Here is an 18,567-nt window from a genome sequence, read left to right on the forward strand (position 1 = left end):
ATTCGCCCCGTCTGTACACCCGTGTTAGGCTATAGATGTGCCGCGGGGTGGAGCAGTTCGGTAGCTCGCCGGGCTCATAACCCGGAGGTCGTAGGTTCAAATCCTGCCCCCGCAACAAAGAAGAAGACCCGGTCTCGAAAGAGGCCGGGTCTTCTTGCATTCGCGGCAGCCTGGGCGTTCTAGTGCGCGAATCCTTGCCGCTTCGCTTCGCGGGGGAGCGGCGCCGTGAGTCCGTCGAGGAACGCGACCTCTTCACGGATCGCGGTCAGCAGGTACTCGGCCCGGTCGCGACTCAGGTCCGACCGGACGACGATGCGCTGCACGACCACATCGGCCAGGTCATCGGGCATCGGATACGCCGGCACCAACCAGCCGCGCATGCGCAACCGGTCGGCAAGGTCGTAGAGATCCCAGTAGCGCGAGCCGGCCGTGAGCTTCCACGCGAACACGGGAATGGTGTCGCCCGCACTGATCAGGGCGAAATCGTTCATCTTCGCGATCTCACCGGACAGATACGTCGCGACATCGATCGCCTCTTGCTGAACAGCGCGGTAGCCCGCGCGTCCCAGGCGCAAGAACTGATAGAACTGCAGCAGCACCTGTGAGCCTGGGCGTGAGAAGTTCAGCGCCAGCGTGGGCATGGAACCGCCCAGGTAGCTGACGTGGAAGATGAGGCTCTCGGGGCAGGCGGCCTTGTTGCGCCACACGACCCAGCCGACACCGGGATAGACGAGACCGTACTTGTGCCCGGACGTGCTGATCGAGTTGACCCGATCGATGCGGAAGTCCCAGACCAGATCCGGCTGGCAGAACGGTGCGACCATCGCGCCCGATGCCCCGTCGACGTGGATCCGCACGTCAAGACCTGTGGCAGCCCGAATCTCGTCGAGCTTCGCCGCGATCTGCTGCACCGGTTCGTACAGGCCCGTGTAGGTCTGACCCAGGATTGCCACGACGCCGATCGTGTTCTCGTCGACGTACTTCTCAAGCTCGAACCCGTCGAGCACCAGATGATCCTCGGTGACGGGAACGTAGCGCGCCTCGACGTCCCAGTAGTTGCAGAACTTCTCCCAGACCACCTGCACCCCGGCCGACAGGATGAGGTTCGGGCGCTCGGTCGACGCGCCTTCCGCGCGTCGGCGCTCTTGCCACCGGCGCTTCAACGCGAGGCCACCGAGCATGCATGCCTCCGACGAGCCGATCGTCGATGTGCCGATCATGTCGGACTTGTCGGGAATGTTCCACAGATCGGCGAGCATCCGCCAGCAGCGATCCTCGATCTCGGCAGTCGCCGGGTATTCGTCCTTGTCGATCATGTTCTTGTCGGCTGACTCCAGATGCAGCCGCTTGGCGTTGTCGTCCATCCAGGTGGATACGAAGGTTGCAAGGTTCAGGCGTGCATTGCCGTCCAGCATCGCGGCATCGTGCACGATCTGGTAGGCCGTGTCGGGGTCCATCATCCCCTCGGGGATCTCGTACTTCGCCAGGGTCGTCGCCTCGCCGGGCCGCGTGAACACGGGGTTGATCGAGAACTCCGCGGAGTCATCCGCTGCAATCGCAGCACGGTAAAGCTCAGACATGTGTGCCTCCCGGCGTCGTCAACGGGGCGGTCCTGCGGTCGTTGGTCAACACCCTAGTGCTGAGCGCAGGCGTTGACCACGGGTCGGCGGTTGCTTCGACCTTCTAAGTGGTCGCTGCCGCGTGCCAGGATGGGCACATGTCAGCATCCGCCCCGCTCGTCGCCGTCTGCCAGTTCGCGCCCGGGGCCGACCCGGCGGACAATCGCGAGCGCGTCGCCGCGCTCATCGCGCAGGCGGCGCGGCGCGGCGCGCGCGTGGTCGTGCTGCCGGAGTACTCGAACTACTTCATCCCATCGTTCGATGACACCCTCGTAGCTCATGCCGAGTCGCTCGACGGTGCGTTCGTCGCCGCCCTGCGCGCGGCGGCCACCGCACACGACGTGGTCGTGATCGCGGGCATGATCGAGCCGGCGGACGGTCGGCGGGTGCATAACACCGTCGTCGCGGTGTCGGATGCCGGAGTGCTGGCCGTCTACCGCAAGCAGCACCTGTATGACGCGTTCGGGCAGCGCGAGTCCGACTGGGTCGCGCCGGGCCCGGTTGGCGTGAGCGCCGTGTTCGACGTCGACGGCGTGCGGTTCGGACTGATGACCTGTTACGACCTGCGTTTTCCGGAGGTGGCGCGCACGCTGGCGGATGCCGGGACGGATGCCATGATCGTGCCGGCAGAGTGGGTGCGCGGGCCGCTCAAGGAGCACCACTGGTCGACGCTGCTGACGGCACGCGCCATCGAGAACACCGCCTATGTGGTCGCGGCAGACCATCCGGGTGGTATCGGAGTCGGGCTTTCGCAGGTGATCGACCCGCAGGGTGTCGTCGTCGCCGGGGTCAGCTCGGGGGAGGGCATCGCCGTGGCGCCCGTCGATCCCGAGCTGATCGCTCGGACGCGCACGACGAATCCTGCGCTGGCTCTGCGCCGCTACCGGGTAGAACCCGTGGAGTGAAGCGCGCTCAACCGCCTGGCCGCCTCTTCGAGCACCTCGGTGCGTTTGCACGCGGCGAAACGCACCAGCCCGGCGTAGTCCGCGCGGTGGCCCGCAGAGACGAAAGCGCTCAGCGGGATCGCGACCACGCCCGCCCGCTCGGGCAGAGCACGGCAGAACGCCGCGGTATCGGTCCCGCCGAGCGCGGTGGCGTCGGCGACGGTGAAGTACCCGCCCTGCGGGGTGTGCACGGTGAAGCCCGCTGCCGACAGCGCATCGCCCAGTAGTCGGTGTTTTGCGCGCAGCGCGTCACGGGCATCCGAGAAGTAGGCATCGGGCATCCGCAATCCGACCGCGACCGCCGGCTGGAACGGTGAGCCGTTCACATACGTCAGGTACTGCTTGACGGTCAGCACGGCGGTGATCAGGGCGGCGGGTCCGTGTACCCAGCCGATCTTCCAACCAGTCACCGAGAAGGTCTTGCCCGCCGACGAGATCGTCAGCGTGCGCTCGGCGGCCCCGGGCAGCGTCGCGATCGGTACGTGCGGGCTGTCGAAAGACAGGTGCTCGTACACCTCGTCGGTGACGATGATCGCATCGTGCCGCTCAGCCAGGCGCACCACCTCGGCCTGCACCTGCGGGGTGAAGACCGCGCCGGTCGGATTGTGCGGGTCGTTGACCAGGATGATGCGGGTGCGATCGGTGACCGCCGCCGCGAGCTCGTCGAGATCGGGCTGGAAGCCGGGGGCGCGCAGCGCCACGGTACGCAGCCGCGCACCGGCCAGTGCCACCGCGGCGGCGTAGGAGTCGTAGTACGGCTCGAACACGACGACCTCGTCGTCCGGCCCGTCGATCAGCGCCAGCAGAGTCGCGGTCAGCGCCTCGGTGGCGCCCGCCGTGACGATCACCTCGGTGTCGGAATCGACATCAAGGCCGTAGAAGCGCTGCTGATGCTCGCTGATCGCCGCCCGCAGATCGGGGATGCCACGGCCGGGTGGGTACTGGTTCGCTCCCTGCGCGATGGCGTCTCGCGCGGCGTCGAGCACGACGGAGGGGCCGTCTTCATCGGGGAAGCCCTGCCCCAGATTTATCGCACCGGTGCGCACCGCCGCGGCAGACATCTCTGCGAAGATTGTGGGCGCCACCTCGCCCTGCGGGGAGAGCAGGCCTGCCCCTGCTGCCGTGCGTCGCCAAGCGCCGGGAATGATATCCATGCAGAACAGGCTAAGACCATAGGAGACATCCATCTTCGCCATACCAAACGCACAGACTCACTTGTCACGCTAGTGGGGCGTTGTGAAGGAGCAGATATGAACGACAACAACACCTCCGGCGAAGCCTCCACCCCCGAGCAGCCGAGTGTCGGTGCGACCCCGACGCCCTCGGACGCCCAGGCGTCCGCCCAGCCCGTGCAGCCGGTTCAGCCGGTTCAGCCTGTTCAGCCGGCTCAGCCCGCCGCTGGCGGTCACAGCATCCCGCCGACGTTCGGCTCCCACCAGCAGCCGGCCCCGACCTGGCAGGCCTCGCAGGGGGCGCCCCAGCACGGCGCACCCCAGCAGGGCGCCGCCTTCGGCATGGCACCCCAGACCCCCCAGGGCCCCCAGGCGTCGCACGTGCCGCAGTACGGTGCCACGCAGCCCGTTCCCGACGTGAACGCCACTGCTGAGGCACCGAAGAAGGGCGGAAGCACCGTCAAGTTCGCCGGCCTGCTGCTCGCCGCGGCCATCGTCGGCGGCGTTGCCGGGTTCGGCGGCAGTGCGCTGAGCTCGGCCATGCTGAACCAGCCGGTGTCGCAGTCGGCGACCGGCCCGCAGACGGTGACGGTCAACAACCCCGGTTCTGTCAACGAGACCACCGCCATCGCGACCCAGGTCCTGCCGTCGGTCGTCACGATCGAGGTGGCCGGCAGCCAAGAGGCCGGTAGCGGCTCGGGCGTCATTCTCGACGACGAGGGGCACGTGCTCACCAACGCGCACGTCGCCACGCTCGGTGGCGCCGTCGCCGACCCGACGATCCGCGTGACCACCTCGGACGGACGCATCTACTCGGCGACCCTCGTCGGATCCGACCCGATCTACGACCTCGCCGTGATCAAGCTCGAAGGGGCTGAAGACCTCACGCCGATCGAGTTCGCCGACTCGGGTGAACTGAACGTCGGCGACACCGCCGTGGCCGTCGGCGCGCCTCTCGGGCTGTCGAACTCGGTGACGACCGGTATCGTCAGCGCGCTCAACCGCAGCATCCAGGTCGCATCCTCCGCGCTGCCCGACAACGCCGACGAGTCCGAGCAACCCGGCGACGGTTCCGAGAACGGCGAGGGCGGCCCCTTCCAGTTCGACATCCCCGGCATGGGGGCCCAGCAGGCGCAGCAGTCGATCTCGATCGCCGTGATCCAGACCGATGCCGCCATCAACCCCGGCAACTCGGGCGGTGCGCTCGTTGACAGTCAGGGCCGCCTGATCGGCATCAACGTCGCCATCGCCACCGCAGGAAACGCCGACGAGTCCGGGTCGATCGGACTCGGCTTCGCGATCCCGTCGGTCATCGCCGAGCGCGTCGCGAACGAGCTGATCGAGAACGGTGAGGCGACGCACGGTCTGCTCGGTGCGACGGTGCGCGACGCCTCGACCGTCGAAGGTGCCGTGGTCGCCGGTGCAGTGATCGTCGAGCCGACGCCAGGCGGAGCGGCAGCGACGGCCGACCTGCGGGCCGGTGACATCATCACCGAGTTCAACGGGGCGCCGATCACCAGTGCCAGCGACTTGACCGCGCAGGTGCGCGCCGCTGCAGCCGGTAGCACCGCTGAAGTGACCTACGTCCGTTCCGGGCAGACCTACACCGCCGAGGTCACCGTGGGTGAATTGGTGCTCTGACCCCGGTTCGTTCTCAGATCAGGACGCCACCCCGCGATAGGCTCGCGGGGTGGCGTCCTTCTCATTCGGAACCGGCAACGCGGCCAAGCTGGTCCGGTTGCCGTTGTATGCCCTCGGACGCATAGGTACGTTCCTGGTGCCACGCGGCGAGACCTGGGTGTTCGGCTGCGGCGCCGGCGTGGGCGACGGCGCGCTCGCCCTGCAGCGCGAGGCGTCGGATGCCGGGCACCGCACGATCTGGTTGACCCGGGATGCCCGTGAAGAGGCCGACGCGAAAGCCCTCGGCATCCGCACGCGCCGGCGGGACGGACTGCGCGGTTGGTGGGCGACCGCCCGCGCGGGCGTGCTGGTGGTCACACACGGCCTCGGAGATGTGAACCGCTATGGCAGCAGCGACGGGTTCGTCGTGCAGCTGTGGCACGGCATTCCGCTCAAGCGCATCGGACTGGACTCACCCATCACCGTCCAGGTGCCGAAGGGTATCCCCGGCGCAGCCCTATTGGGCCGTGTGCTCACCGGAATGTATCGCCGTGCGGCGCAGCGCATCCGCATCCTCCCCGCCGCCTCGCACCGTTCGCGTGGGCGCCTCGAATCGGCGTTCGGACTGGGGGATGACCGCGTCATCGTCACCGGCGAACCGCGGGTCGATGTTCTCTCGACGGGCACCGCTGAACAGCGCGTCGCCGACGCGACCGCCGTCCTCACGCGCACCGGGCCGTTGCTGTCCGAGCAGAGCGCCCTGTTGTACGCACCGACGTGGCGCGACGGCGCCGCAGATCCCGCCGTGCCCACCGCCGAGCAGTGGGTGCGGATCGTGCGGCTGCTCGAACAGCACGATGCCGTGCTGTTCATCCGCTCGCATCCGCTGGGCGAGGGAGCGTACGCCCCGCCGTGGTCCAGCGGACGGGTGCGGATGCTGGGAGCAGAGCTGCTGCCGGATGTGACCCCGGCGCTGCCCCGGATCGACGTGCTGATCACCGACTACTCGTCGATGGCCTACGACGTGGGGCTGCTGTCGATGCCGGTCGTGTACCTGGCACCGGACGTCGCCGAGTACTCCGCGACGCGGGGGTTCTACGGACGCTACGAGGACGTCGCCGGCGAGGACTACGCCCAGGACTGGGAGACAGCGATCGATCGGATCGACGAGATGCTCGGTGATCCGGCGGCGTACTCACGGGCATCCGATCGCTCTGCCGCGCTCAGCGCGCACATGCACGCACATCGCGACGGGCGCAATGCGCACCGCGTGTACCAGGCCATCCGCGCGCGGGGGATCCCCGCGCCGAAGGGAGCACGATGACGACCGCTCGGATCGACGAGGACGCGCAGACGCTGATCATCGCGGGCACGGGCGCGCGGCCCGCCGCCGCGAGCCTGGACGGACCGCGCGCACGCCTGGACGCGAAGATGACCGGCGGCGGCAAGACGTGGAAGGCGACCTTTCCGTTGCGCGTCTCGCGGTGGGGCGGCGCAGAACTGCCCCTGCCCTCGGGGCAGTACGCGCTCAGCGTCGACGGCATCGATGTCGACGACCTTGCCGTCGAGCCGGTGTTGCTGCCCTCGCTACGCGTCTCGGTGCACGGCGCCGACGTGACGATCGCCCCGGCCATCGCCCCGATCTACGAGACTCCCGAAGGGCAGCGCACGCTCGAGGAGCGCTACGCGTCGCAGATCGGCGCCGGCGAGAACGCGGTCTTCTTCGAGAGCTTCTACGGGCAGACCGCGGGGTGCAACCCGCGGGCGATCGATCGGGTGCTCGCCGAGCGCGCCCCGGCCGTCACCCGCTACTGGAGTGTCACCGATCTGTCGGTGGAAGTGCCCGACGGCGCCATCGCCGTCATCGAGGGCGGACCGGAGTGGTGGCGGGCGCGTGCCGAGTCGCGGATGCTGATCGTCAACGACTGGCTGCGGCACAGGTTCGTGCGCAAGCCCGGTCAGCGTGTGCTGCAGACCTGGCACGGCACGCCGCTCAAGCGCCTCGCGCTGCACCGGCCCGGATTCGCGCCGCGGCGGATGGCTGCCGTGGTGAAGGAGTCGCGTCGCTGGGACGTGCTGCTGGCGCAGAACACGTACGCGGCGCGCATCCTGAAGAAGGCATACGCGTTCTTCGGCAAGCCGATCTGGGTCGACGGCTACCCCCGCAACGATCTGCTCGCCACAGCAGATCCGGCTCCGATCCGCGCCGCGCTCGGCATCGGCGCCGATGAGCGCGTGCTGCTGTACGCGCCGACCTGGCGCGATGACCGTTCCGAGATGGTCGACTTCATCGACCCGCAGCAACTCGCGGCCGACACCGATTCGGTAGTGCTGGTGCGCGGGCACTCGCGCACCATCAGACCCGGTCGCGACCAGGCTGGCGCGCGGGTGATCGACGTCACCGGCTACCCCGAGACCTCGCGTCTGCTGCTGATCGCCGACGCGCTGATCACGGATTACTCGTCGGTGATGTTCGACTTCAGTGTCACCGGACGGCCGATGTACTTCTTGGTGCCCGACCTGGAGCACTACCGCGGCGAGTTGCGCGGGTTCTACTTCGACCTGGCCGAGCGCGCGCCGGGGCCATTGGTGCACTCGCAGGAAGAGCTCGTGCGGGCCCTGGAAGATGCCGACGTGCCGTCTGCGTACGAACGTCGGTATGGCGCATGGCGGGCGCAGTTCAACCGGCTCGACGACGGCGAAGCGGCCGAGCGTGTCGTCGCGCGCATCCTCGACCAGGGGTGGCTGACCGCCTGACGGTGCCCGCCGGCGCTCAGGGCAGCGGGGTATTGCGGTCGCCGAGCCGTGAGGCATCAACGGTGTCGCCGGCGCCGCGCAGCACCCCGGCGAGGAAGCCGAGCCCCCAGGCGAAGTGCATGGTCGGTAGCACGGCCAGCGTCCAGAGGCGTTCTCGCAGTCCGCGGTGCCCCGACAGTGCGACAACGAGCACGAGTACGGCGTATGCGATCAAGGGCACGTACACGATCGAGGCGAGCACACCCGGAAGGCCGTGCAGCACGCCCGTCAGTTGCAGCACGCCCACGATCAGAGCAAGCGCCGTGACGAGCACCAACGCGGGTGGGGCGAAGAACCGCAGGCCGTTGCTGCGTCCGAAACGACGCACCAGTTCGCCGCGCCAGGCCCCGGTGGCGCGGAACTGGCGCGCCAGGCGCCACCAGTTCTCGCGCGGCCAGTAGGTGACCGAGAGTCGCGGGTCGAACCAGACCAGATGACCCGCCTCACGGATGCGCAGGTTCAGCTCCCAGTCCTCGCCGCGACGGATCGACTCATCGAACAGGCCGACCTCGTCGAGCACCTCGCGGCGCATCACACCGAGATAGGCGGACTCGGCCTCGCCCTCGCGCTCGCTGCCGTGGTAGGCACCGCCGCCGAGCCCGACGGGGGAGTTGTACAGGCGCGCCACGGCGCTCTGAAACGGGGTGCGCCCGTCGGCGCGCATCACGCCACCGACGTTCGCCGCGCCGGTGCGCTCCAGCGTCTCCAGTGCCTGCCGTGCATAGCCGGGCGAGAGCTCGGAATGCGCATCGACGCGGATGACCGTGGGGTAGCGGCTGGCACGGATGGCGGCGTTCAGACCGACCGGGATGTGCGCGGCGGGGTTGTCGACCAGATGCACGCGTGTGTCGGCGGCGGCGAGGCGCTGCGCGAGCTCGGTGGTGCCGTCCGTAGAAGGGCCCAGGGCGAGCACGAGCTCGGTCGGGCCGTCGACGTCCTGTTCGAGCACGGAGCGCACGGCGTGCTCGAGGTAGTCGCGTTCGTTGAGCACGGGCATGACGAAGGAGACCCCGTCGGGCGATGGATGGTCTGTCTCGTGCACGATTCGATCATGTCATGCGGTGGGCGCCGCGCCCGGATGCCGGCACCGGCACGGCCGAGGCGATGGTGTTCGGGGAAGCGCCGTATTCTGGAGGGATGGGTGTCGTCTCGGATGGAAAGAAGGCTTACCGGCTGCTGAGAAAGGCACTCGCCTCTCGCGCCGCGGTGCAGCGGGTCAGGCGAACTCTGGCGCAACGCGAGCCGCACCCGCGCGACACGTACAAGATCGCGGTGTACTTCGCCGACGGCGCGGTCAACATGTATCAGATGCGGCAGTGGTACCGCCCGCTGGCACAGCTGGCTGAACGCTGGCCGGTGGTCGTGCTCTCGCGCAGCGCGACCGGCGCCGAGCAGCTGATCGCTGAGGACGGGCCGCCGGTCGCGTTCGTGCCGACGGTGCGCAACCTCGAGAAGTTCATCGCGAAGCAAGACATCCGGATCGTCTTGTATGTGAACCAGAACACCCGCAACTTCCAGATGTTCCGGTACGGCCGCCGCTGGCACGTGTTCATCAACCACGGTGAGTCCGACAAGATGTACATGACCACCAACCAGTACAAGGCGTACGATTACGCCCTAGTCGCCGGTCAGGCCGCCCGCGACCGGCTCAGCCGCACCCTGTGGGACTACGACATCGACCGGCGCACGATCGAGATCGGCCGTCCGCAGGCCGATCACTACTCCGGCACCCTTCCCTATACCCCGGACGAGCGCACGGTCGTGCTATATGCGCCGACCTGGGAGGGCGATCGCCCTTCTGCGCACTACGGATCGATCGCCACTCACGGCGAGACGCTCGTTCGCGGGCTGCTGGCAACGGGCCGGCACCGCCTGATCTACCGGCCGCACCCGCGTAGCGGTGTGGTCGACGATGCGTACGGTGCGGCGCACCAGCGCATTCTCACCGCGATCGCCGAGGCAAACGCGACCGACGCGACCGCTCACCACATCTACGACGACGGTCCCGAGCTGGGCTGGCAGCTCGCCGCTGCCGATGTCGCGATCGTCGACATCTCGGCGATGGTCTATGACCGACTCGCCTCGGGTAAGCCGTTGCTGATTACCCGCCCTGATGATGAGCGCGCTTCGATCGACACCAAGGGCTATCTGTCGGCGTGTGAATGGCTGACGGTCGATGGCGCCGGCGACATCGTCGCCGAGGTCGATCGTGTGCGCGGCGACGAGGCGGCGATCGAGCGTCTGGACACCTGGGTCACGCACTACTTCGGTGACACCACACCGGGGGCGGCGACGGCTAAGTTCCATGCCGCCATCGAGCAGCTGATGCAGAAGTGGGATCACTGGCACGCGCGTGACAACATGCCGGCCGCGGAAGCATCGGAACACGACACCGCAGATCTCGACGAGGACGCGGTCTGAATGAACCTGCAACGCGCCTCGGGGATCGCCGGTCGTCTGCTGGTACTGCCCGAGTGCGGCTCGACGAACGCCGAGTTGCGTGGGCGCGCGTCGGATGCCACCGCCTGGCCGCATCTGTCGGTGCTGGTCACCGACTCACAGACCGCGGGGCGGGGGCGGCTCGACCGCACCTGGGACACGCCTCCCGGAGCCGCGCTGGCAATCTCGGTGCTGTTGCGAGACCTGCCGGAGAGTGTCGACGCGCGCGGATGGTTGCCTTTGGCTGCCGGTGTCGCGATGACGGATGCTGTCGCCGCACAGCTGCCCGGCCATGACGTGGGCCTGAAATGGCCCAACGACGTGCTCGTCGGCGGCCGCAAGATCTGTGGCATCCTCGCCGAAGTCGTCGGTGACGCGGTGATCGTCGGTGCTGGGGTGAACACCGCGATGACACACGCGCGGCTGCCGGTTCCGACGGCGACGTCGTTCGCCTGCCAGGATGCCGTTGCGGATGCCGATCGGTTGGTCGCCGACTATCTGAACCGACTCGACGCGATCGTGCGCGAGCTGGGCAGAGCGGGCGACGCGATCCGATCGGGTCTGCACGCCGAGGCGACCGCGCGGTGCGTCACGCTGGGACGTGCGGTGAACGTATCGCTGCCGGACGGCACATCGATGCACGGACGCGCGGTGCGCCTGGCCGACGACGGCAGACTCGTCGTCGCCGAGGAATCCACCGAGGCGGGCTGTGCAGAGAGCGAACGTGCGGTGTCGTCGGGCGATGTCGTGCACGCGCGGCTGGCCTGACGCGGCACGCTGACACGCCCTGCGGGTGCCGGGGATGTCGCATCCTGACGGCACAATGGAGGCATGACTCAGCCGGTGATGCTCGGAGGGCGTCCGATGATGCCCCCGCCTGGCGCGCCCGCCGAGGAACTGATCGTCGCGCGCTTTCGTGGCCATGCTCGGCGGCTGTTCTGGTCGGCACTCGTGCTGATCGCCGTGTTCGGCGCGACAGCCTACTTGTATGGCAACCTGCCCTCTCCGTATGAGAACTGGATGCTGCTCGCCGCGGCAGGCCTGCTGGTGCTGCTTCTCGTCGTCGCGCCGTATTTGCGCTGGCTGTCACGTACGTACACGATCACCACCCGGCGAGTGATCGTCCGCGACGGGCTCGGCGCGCGCAGCCGTCAGGAGCTCTCGCACACGCGCGGCTATTCGATCGCCGTGCGCCGCGGACTTCTGCAGCGTCTGTGGGGCGCCGGCACGGTCGTCCTCAGCAACGGCGTCGACGCACCGTTGCGCCTGGTGAACGTCCCCAGCGTCAATCTCGTGCATGAGGCACTGGCTGATCAGGTCGAGGTCAACCAGATCCTCGCCCACCGCGACGCGGAGCCCGGAACGTTCTGACCACCCGCGCCCTCGGAGTACGCGAGAATGGGAACGACGAAAGGGGCGCGGATGTCGGTGCGCGTAGGTGTGATCGGTGGTGGACAGCTCGCCAGGATGATGATTGCTCCGGCGGTCGAACTCGGACTCGACGTGCGTGTGCTCGCCGAGGACGAGGGGATGTCGGCCGCGCTGGCAGCGACGGCCGTCGGTGACTATCGCGACCTGGACGCGGTGCGCGCCTTCGCGCGTGACGTCGACGTCATCACCTTCGACCACGAGCACGTGCCCCAGCAGGTGCTGCGCGCCCTCGTCGCCGACGGTGTGCAGGTGCACCCGGGGCCCGATGCGTTGCAGTACGCGCAGGACAAGCTCGTGATGCGTGCCCGCCTCGCCGAGCTCGGTGTGCCGCAGCCGGACTGGGCCGCGGTGCACGATGCTCGCGAACTGCAGGCGTTCATCAACGATCACGGCGGCCGAGCCGTCGTGAAGACTCCGCGGGGCGGGTACGACGGCAAAGGTGTACGCGTCGTACGCGCGGGCCTCGAGGCCGCCGATTGGTTCGAGCAGGTGCCGGAGGGGGAGGCGCTGCTGGCCGAGGAGATGGTGTCGTTCACCCGTGAACTCGCCCAGCAGATCGCGCGGCGCCCGAGCGGCGACGTGGTCGCGTACCCCGTCGTCGAGACGGTGCAGCGCGGCGGCGTGTGCGCAGAGGTCATCGCCCCCGCGCCGAACGCTACGGAGCGTCTGGCCGAGGTCGCCGAGCAGATCGGACGGCAGATCGCCGAGGGAATCGGCGTCACAGGCATGCTGGCTGTCGAACTGTTCGAGACCGACGATGAGCGCATTCTGGTCAACGAACTGGCCATGCGTCCCCACAACAGCGGACACTGGAGCCAGGACGGTGCCGTGACGGGCCAGTTCGAGCAGCACCTGCGGGCCGTCGCCGATCTGCCGCTGGGCAGCACCGCACCTCGAGCACCCTGGACCGTGATGGTGAACATCCTCGGCGGACCCGCCGAGGGCACGCTCACCTCGTGCTTCGCACCGGCGATGGAGCAGCACCCCGAGGCCAAGATCCACACCTATGGCAAGGCGCCGCGTCCGGGACGAAAAGTCGGCCACATCAACGTCGCCGGCGCTGATCTCGATGACGTCGTCTACACCGCCCGCGCCGCCGCAGTGCATTTCGAGTGAGTGATCCGCGTCGCTGCGAGTGCGCGCCGTTGCGCCGTTCTCCCAGCGGCGAGCACTAGCCTGTACGAGTGACTGAGCCGCTGCATTCCTCGAGCTCGCCGCTGGTCGGCGTCGTGATGGGTTCCGATTCCGACTGGCGGGTGATGAGTGACGCGTCCCAGGCGCTCACCGACTTCGGCATCCCGCACGAGGTCGAGGTCGTCTCGGCCCACCGCACACCCGACAAGCTGATGAGCTATGGCCGGGAAGCGCGCAGCCGTGGCATCCGCGTCATCATCGCCGGCGCCGGAGGAGCCGCTCATCTGCCGGGCATGATCGCCTCGGTGACCGCGCTGCCCGTCGTGGGTGTGCCCGTGCCGCTGGCGTACTTGGACGGCATGGACTCGCTGCTGTCGATCGTGCAGATGCCGGCCGGAATCCCCGTCGCGACCGTGTCGATCGGCGGGGCGCGAAACGCAGGGCTCCTCGCCGCACGGATCCTGGGCACGTCCGATCCGGAACTCGCCGACCGCGTAGAGGCGTACGCACGTGAACTCGAAGGCCAGGTGGAGCAGAAGAACCAGCGGTTGAAGGACTCGCTGTGACATTGGCAGCACCGCGTGCCTCCGATCAGGGCGCACGCCCGCTGATCGAGACGCGGCCGCTGCTCAACCCCGATGCCTCTGATGCCGACCTGATGGGTCGGCGTGCCTGGTGGCTGGTCGTGCTGAACGTACTTGTCCCGGGCTCGGCGCAGGTGCTCGCCGGCAACCGCAGGCTCGGCCGCTTCGGACTCGGTGCGACCCTGTTCGGCTGGTTCCTGCTGCTGGTCGCCGCGGGCCTTGGTCTGTTCGCCCGGCCCGCGCTGGTCTGGCTCTTCGCCGGACCGCTCGCGTGGTTCATGCTGACGCTCGTGCAGGTGTTGCTGCTGGCTTATGTGGTGCTGTGGGTCGTGCTGACGATCGACACCCTGCGGCAGGTGCGCCTGGTCAAGGTGCCACCGATCTCGCGGTGGGCGATTCCGCTGGCATCCGTTCTCGTACTGGCCCTGGTGGCGTCGGCGACGGTGTATGCCTCGTCGGCGGTGGCGTCGGGGCGCGGGGCTCTGACGACGCTGTTCGGCAGCGGCGGGCCCAGCCTGCCGCCCAGCGACGGCTACTACAACATCCTGCTACTCGGCGCCGACAGCGGCGACGGGCGCGACTCGATGCGCTTCGACAGTATCTCGGTCGTCTCGGTCAATGCCGACACCGGTGCCGTCACGATGACGGGCATCCCACGCGAGCTCGCCGGTGCGCCGTTCAGCGAGGGCAGCCCCATGCGTGAGCTGTACCCGGATGGTTTCGAAGGGCATTCGGACCAGGCCTGCGGCTGGGAGCCGTGGATGAACCACATCCGCAATGCCGCCGAGGTCTGTCGGGACGATAAGGGAACGGGGCTGTATCCCGATGCGGCGACGCACGGGTCCGCTCCCGGTATCGAGGCGACGAAGGATGCCGCCGAGGGGGTGCTCGGTATCGAGATCCCGTACTACGTCTTCGTCGACATGGATGGTTTCGCAGCGCTCATCGACGCGCTGGGTCGCGTTGACATCACCGTCACCGAACGGCTCCCCAAGGGCGGTGGGCCGGCTTACCCGAACCAGCCCGCCGCGGACTGGGCGATCGGGTGGATCGAGTCGGGAGATCAGCACATGGACGGCGACACGGCGCAGTGGTACGCCCGTTCGCGGTACACCACCAGCGACTACGACCGCATGAGGCGTCAGCGCGAACTGCAGGTCGCCATCCTGCAACAGTTCACCCCGCAGACGGTGGTGACACGGTTCAACGAGATCGCGGCCGCGGGCACGCAGCTGATGGAGACCGACCTTCCGCAGGACAAGCTGCCCGAGTTCTTCGACCTGATGATGAAGGCGAAGGAGCAGCCCGTCACCGAGATCGAGCTCGTGCCAGACAACGGCATCGTCGAGGGCGACCCCGACTTCGAGTTGATCCATCAGATGGTGCGCGATGCCCTGCATCCGCCAGAAACGGACGCGCCTGCCGAGTGACCTCACGCGCCCGCGGCGGTGCGTCGGAGGCTCTCAGGAAGGCGTCGATAGCATGACGACATGAGTGTGCAGTTGCGGGTTGTTCTCGATCAGACGGTGCAGGTCGTCGACGCCGATCAGGCGCGTGCGGCGCTGGCACTGACCGTCGGATTGGTGCAAACAGCGCCGCGCGGGTGCGCCGTTTCGGCGATCGTGCCGAGCGGGGCCGACGTGCAGGTGCCGGGTATCCAGGACGTGCGGACGCTGGCACTCGGGCGCCGTGAACTGGCCGGCGCGTGGCAACTGGGAATCACCCCCGGCGTCGGAGGTGGGCTCATCCATTCCCCGAGTCTGATGGCGCCGCTGGTGCGTCACGACCGGCTGCACGACAACGACCAGACCACCGTCACGCTGTGGGACCTGGATGCGTGGGAGGCGCCGCACGTGCTGTCGAAGTCTGTGGTGGGCTGGCACAAGGCGATGCTCAAACGGGCGGTGAAGCACGCGGACGCCGTCGTTGTGCCCTCGCACACGATGGCCGAGCGCGTCGCGGGCCTGGGGCGGTTGTCGGACCGCATCCGGGTCATCGCCGGCGCTGCTCCGCAGGGTTTCGCGGAGCCGGCCGATGCGGCGCAGCGCCGCGACGATCTGCAACTGCCCGAACGCTACGTGGTCGTGACGGGTGATGTCGAATCGATGACTGGCGGACTATCCGCAGCCGCGCGAGCCGATATCGACGTCGTGGTGCTCGATGCTGCCGACGGGACCGAGCCGCAGATCGCGGATGCGGCTGCAGCTGCCGGGTTGGCCGAACGGCGCGCGCACATCCGCGGACGCCTCGACGACGCCGACCGGGCATCTGTTCTCGCCGGAGCGGCCGCTGTGGTCGCCACCTCCACCTCGACGGCGTGGCCGTGGCGTGCGGTCGAGGCGATGGCACTGGGCGTGCCCGTTGTCGCCGTCGACTCGGGGACTCACCTCGACGTCATCGCCGACGGAGGGCTTGTCGTGCCGGCGGATGAGATCACGGATGCGCTCGAGGACGCTCTCGGCGCGGGGGAGAAGCGGCAGCGGGTACTCGCCGCCGACCGTGCACGTGCGTTCTCGTGGGCGAGCTCCGCTGAGCGGGTGTGGGCGTTGCACGCCGACCTCTGAGCCAGTCTGCGAAGCACCTGACAGGGCGGGGGACACGCCGCGGAAATCGCCCGATATTCTGCATCAGTGGCATCATCGTGCAACTTCAGTCACACTAATAACATGGCTTCACCTGGCATCCGTAGCGCGCGCGTGACTCTACCAGTGCGCTGGGCGGTGACGTTGCTGACGATTCTCGGTCTTGTGATCGGCACCGCGGCGCCCGTTTCGGCAGCATCCGTGCCGGTGGCTGCGCCGGCCCCGGCGGCGGCCGGTCTGGCAGCTGGACCGGTGAAGACGTCTCTTGTGGGCTGGAACGCCGGGAACATCATCAGCGATGCGGTCTTCACCAACGAAGCCACGATGACCGAATCGCAGATCCAGTCGTTCTTCAACTCGAAGGTGTCGACCTGCCGTGGCGGCAGCGATCAGTACGGGCCGATCATCTGCTTGAAGGACTTCCGCATCGATTCCGTTTCGATGCCGGCCGACAAGTACTGCAAGGGCTATACGGGGGCGAGGAACGAGAGCGCGGCCCGCATCATCTACCGGGTGTCGCAGGCATGTGACATCAACCCCCAGGTGCTCATCGTCATGCTGCAGAAGGAGCAGGGGCTGGTCACCCACACGTGGCCCAGCAAGTGGCGCTACGACATCGCCCTCGGGCAGGGGTGCCCAGACACCGCACCGTGTGATCCGAAGTTCGTCGGCTTCTTCCACCAGATCTACGGCGCTGCCCGCCAGATGCAGCTCTACATGGAGGGGCGCTACTTCACCTGGTATGCGCCGGGTAAGACGTGGAACGTGCTGTACCACCCGAACTCGGCCTGCGGTACGGCACCCGTCAAGATTGTCAACAAGGCGACCTCAGCGCTCTACTACTACACGCCGTACCAGCCGAACGCCGCGGCGCTTCGGGCGGGCTACGGAACCGGCGACTCGTGCTCGAGCTACGGAAACCGTAACTTCTACAACTACTTCACCGACTGGTTCGGGTCGACGCAGTACAAGGTCCCGAACGCGCCGTCGGGCGTCAAGGCCACGGCGGGTGACGCGCGTGCGACCGTGGCCTGGTCCGCTCCGACATCAGACGGCGGAGCCAAAGTCACCAAGTACACGGTAACCGCGCAGCCCGGCGGCAAGACCGCTACGACGACAGGTGCCACGAAGGTCGACGTCACCGGACTGGCGAACGGCACCGCGTACACCTTCACGGTCACCGCGACGAACGCTGCGGGTACGTCACCGGCATCGGTGAAGTCTGCTGCGGTCACACCGAAAGCGCCGCCGCCGCCTGGGTCGGTGGTTCGCCAGGGTGGCGCGAACAGGTTTGATACCGCGGTGGCGGTGTCGAAGGCGGCGTATCCGACGCCGGGCGTTCCGGTTGTCTATGTGGCCAGTGGTGAGGACTTCCCGGATGCGCTGGCCGGTGCTGCGGCGGCGGGCGCGCTGGGGGGCCCTGTGCTGTTGACACAGACGAACGCGTTGCCGAGCGCGGTCGCGGCGGAGTTGGATCGTCTGAACCCTGCGCGGATCGTGATTCTCGGCGGTACCGGTGTGATCTCGTCGGACGTCGAGAGTCGGGTGAAGGTGTTCTCGCCTTCGGTGGTTCGTCAGGGTGGCGCGAACAGGTTTGATACCGCGGTGGCGGTGTCGAAGGCGGCGTATCCGACGCCGGGCGTTCCGGTGGTCTATGTGGCCAGTGGTGAGGACTTCCCGGATGCGCTGGCCGGTGCTGCGGCGGCGGGCGCGCTGGGGGGCCCTGTGCTGTTGACACGGTCGAACGCGTTGCCGAGCGCGGTCGCGGCGGAGTTGGATCGTCTGAACCCTGCGCGGATCGTGATTCTCGGCGGTACCGGTGTGATCTCGTCGGACGTCGAGAGTCGGGTGAAGGTGTTCTCGCCTTCGGTGGTTCGTCAGGGTGGCGCGAACAGGTTTGATACCGCGGTGGCGGTGTCGAAGGCGGCGTATCCGACGCCGGGCGTTCCGGTTGTCTATGTGGCCAGTGGTGAGGACTTCCCGGATGCGCTGGCCGGTGCTGCGGCGGCGGGCGCGCTGGGGGGCCCTGTGCTGTTGACACAGACGAACGCGTTGCCAAGCGCGGTCGCGGCGGAGCTGGATCGTCTGAACCCTGCGCGGATCGTCGTACTGGGCGGGACTGGCGTGGTGTCTGTGAACATCGAGAAACAGGTCGCTGATTACATCGGGGGATGAGGAGTCCCGGTGGCCTTTCCCTCTCAGGCCTGATCCGTTTCGTTGGATAGGATGATTCCTGCTACCCCTCC

Annotated in this window: 15 protein-coding genes and 1 tRNA gene; 13 read left to right on the plus strand and 3 right to left on the minus strand. The window is 68.0% G+C overall.

Going from position 1 to position 18,567, the window contains the following annotated elements; translation table 11 throughout:
* The first annotated feature begins 41 nt into the window (after positions 1 to 41).
* Positions 42 to 115, plus strand: a tRNA-Met gene (locus JF543_RS06820).
* Between the two features lie 64 nt (positions 116 to 179).
* Here JF543_RS06820 and JF543_RS06825 read toward each other — a convergent pair.
* On the minus strand, positions 180 to 1,580 hold the full coding sequence (locus JF543_RS06825; RefSeq protein ID WP_206823406.1) for a glutamate decarboxylase: 1,401 nt from the start codon (positions 1,578 to 1,580) through the stop codon (positions 180 to 182).
* Positions 1,581 to 1,717: 137 nt separating this feature from the next.
* Between JF543_RS06825 and JF543_RS06830 the strand changes: the two genes are divergently transcribed.
* Complete coding sequence (locus tag JF543_RS06830) at positions 1,718 to 2,524, plus strand: carbon-nitrogen hydrolase family protein (RefSeq protein ID WP_206823409.1); 807 nt, start codon at positions 1,718 to 1,720, stop codon at positions 2,522 to 2,524.
* On the opposite strand, the gene JF543_RS06835 is transcribed toward JF543_RS06830, so the two are convergent.
* The gene (locus JF543_RS06835; protein ID WP_206820763.1) at positions 2,500 to 3,717 is read right to left on the minus strand and encodes a pyridoxal phosphate-dependent aminotransferase; all 1,218 of its coding nucleotides are present in this window, start codon (positions 3,715 to 3,717) and stop codon (positions 2,500 to 2,502) included. The genes JF543_RS06830 and JF543_RS06835 overlap by 25 nt on opposite strands.
* Positions 3,718 to 3,813: 96 nt before the next feature.
* Between JF543_RS06835 and JF543_RS06840 the strand changes: the two genes are divergently transcribed.
* Genes JF543_RS06840 through JF543_RS06850 form a run of 3 tightly spaced genes read left to right on the plus strand, consistent with a single transcriptional unit; the run spans position 3,814 to position 8,112 of the window.
* On the plus strand, positions 3,814 to 5,376 hold the full coding sequence (locus tag JF543_RS06840; protein ID WP_206823411.1) for a S1C family serine protease: 1,563 nt from the start codon (positions 3,814 to 3,816) through the stop codon (positions 5,374 to 5,376).
* 49 nt (positions 5,377 to 5,425) lie between these two features.
* Complete coding sequence (locus JF543_RS06845; protein ID WP_206823421.1) at positions 5,426 to 6,679, plus strand: CDP-glycerol glycerophosphotransferase family protein; 1,254 nt, start codon at positions 5,426 to 5,428, stop codon at positions 6,677 to 6,679.
* Positions 6,676 to 8,112, plus strand: a complete 1,437-nt coding sequence (locus JF543_RS06850; protein ID WP_206823423.1) for a CDP-glycerol glycerophosphotransferase family protein — start codon at positions 6,676 to 6,678, stop codon at positions 8,110 to 8,112. The genes JF543_RS06845 and JF543_RS06850 overlap by 4 nt, the downstream gene beginning before the upstream one ends.
* A 16-nt stretch (positions 8,113 to 8,128) precedes the next feature.
* On the opposite strand, the gene JF543_RS06855 is transcribed toward JF543_RS06850, so the two are convergent.
* The gene (locus JF543_RS06855) at positions 8,129 to 9,193 is read right to left on the minus strand and encodes a glycosyltransferase family 2 protein (RefSeq protein ID WP_274368682.1); all 1,065 of its coding nucleotides are present in this window, start codon (positions 9,191 to 9,193) and stop codon (positions 8,129 to 8,131) included.
* Positions 9,194 to 9,288: 95 nt separating this feature from the next.
* Here JF543_RS06855 and JF543_RS06860 point away from each other — a divergent pair, with 95 nt between their 5' ends.
* The 8 genes from JF543_RS06860 to JF543_RS06895 all read left to right on the plus strand — a co-directional run bounded on the left by JF543_RS06860 (position 9,289) and on the right by JF543_RS06895 (position 18,496).
* Positions 9,289 to 10,572, plus strand: coding sequence for a CDP-glycerol glycerophosphotransferase family protein (locus JF543_RS06860; RefSeq protein WP_179411912.1), 1,284 nt, complete (start codon positions 9,289 to 9,291; stop codon positions 10,570 to 10,572).
* Positions 10,573 to 11,358 carry a biotin--[acetyl-CoA-carboxylase] ligase gene (locus JF543_RS06865; protein ID WP_206823425.1) on the plus strand — a complete coding sequence of 262 codons (786 nt, stop codon included), beginning with the start codon at positions 10,573 to 10,575 and terminating at the stop codon, positions 11,356 to 11,358.
* Positions 11,359 to 11,421: 63 nt separating this feature from the next.
* Entirely contained in the window at positions 11,422 to 11,961 is a 540-nt protein-coding gene (locus JF543_RS06870) for a PH domain-containing protein (protein WP_179411315.1), read from the plus strand.
* A 51-nt stretch (positions 11,962 to 12,012) separates the two neighbouring features.
* Entirely contained in the window at positions 12,013 to 13,137 is a 1,125-nt protein-coding gene (locus JF543_RS06875) for a 5-(carboxyamino)imidazole ribonucleotide synthase (RefSeq protein ID WP_206823428.1), read from the plus strand.
* Positions 13,138 to 13,253: 116 nt separating this feature from the next.
* Positions 13,254 to 13,721: a 5-(carboxyamino)imidazole ribonucleotide mutase gene (gene purE, locus JF543_RS06880; protein ID WP_179411911.1), complete on the plus strand. Its 468-nt coding sequence runs from the start codon at positions 13,254 to 13,256 to the stop codon at positions 13,719 to 13,721.
* Positions 13,718 to 15,169 (plus strand): LCP family protein, encoded by a 1,452-nt coding sequence (locus JF543_RS06885; RefSeq protein ID WP_347401116.1) that lies wholly within the window; start codon positions 13,718 to 13,720, stop codon positions 15,167 to 15,169. The genes purE and JF543_RS06885 overlap by 4 nt, the downstream gene beginning before the upstream one ends.
* A gap of 60 nt (positions 15,170 to 15,229) precedes the next feature.
* The gene (locus JF543_RS06890; RefSeq protein ID WP_179411313.1) at positions 15,230 to 16,303 is read left to right on the plus strand and encodes a glycosyltransferase; all 1,074 of its coding nucleotides are present in this window, start codon (positions 15,230 to 15,232) and stop codon (positions 16,301 to 16,303) included.
* Between the two features lie 102 nt (positions 16,304 to 16,405).
* Entirely contained in the window at positions 16,406 to 18,496 is a 2,091-nt protein-coding gene (locus tag JF543_RS06895; RefSeq protein ID WP_206823431.1) for a cell wall-binding repeat-containing protein, read from the plus strand.
* The last annotated feature ends 71 nt before the right edge of the window (positions 18,497 to 18,567 follow it).

Source organism: Microbacterium esteraromaticum, from assembly GCF_017303215.1.
Classification (GTDB): Bacteria; Actinomycetota; Actinomycetes; order Actinomycetales; family Microbacteriaceae; genus Microbacterium; species Microbacterium esteraromaticum_C.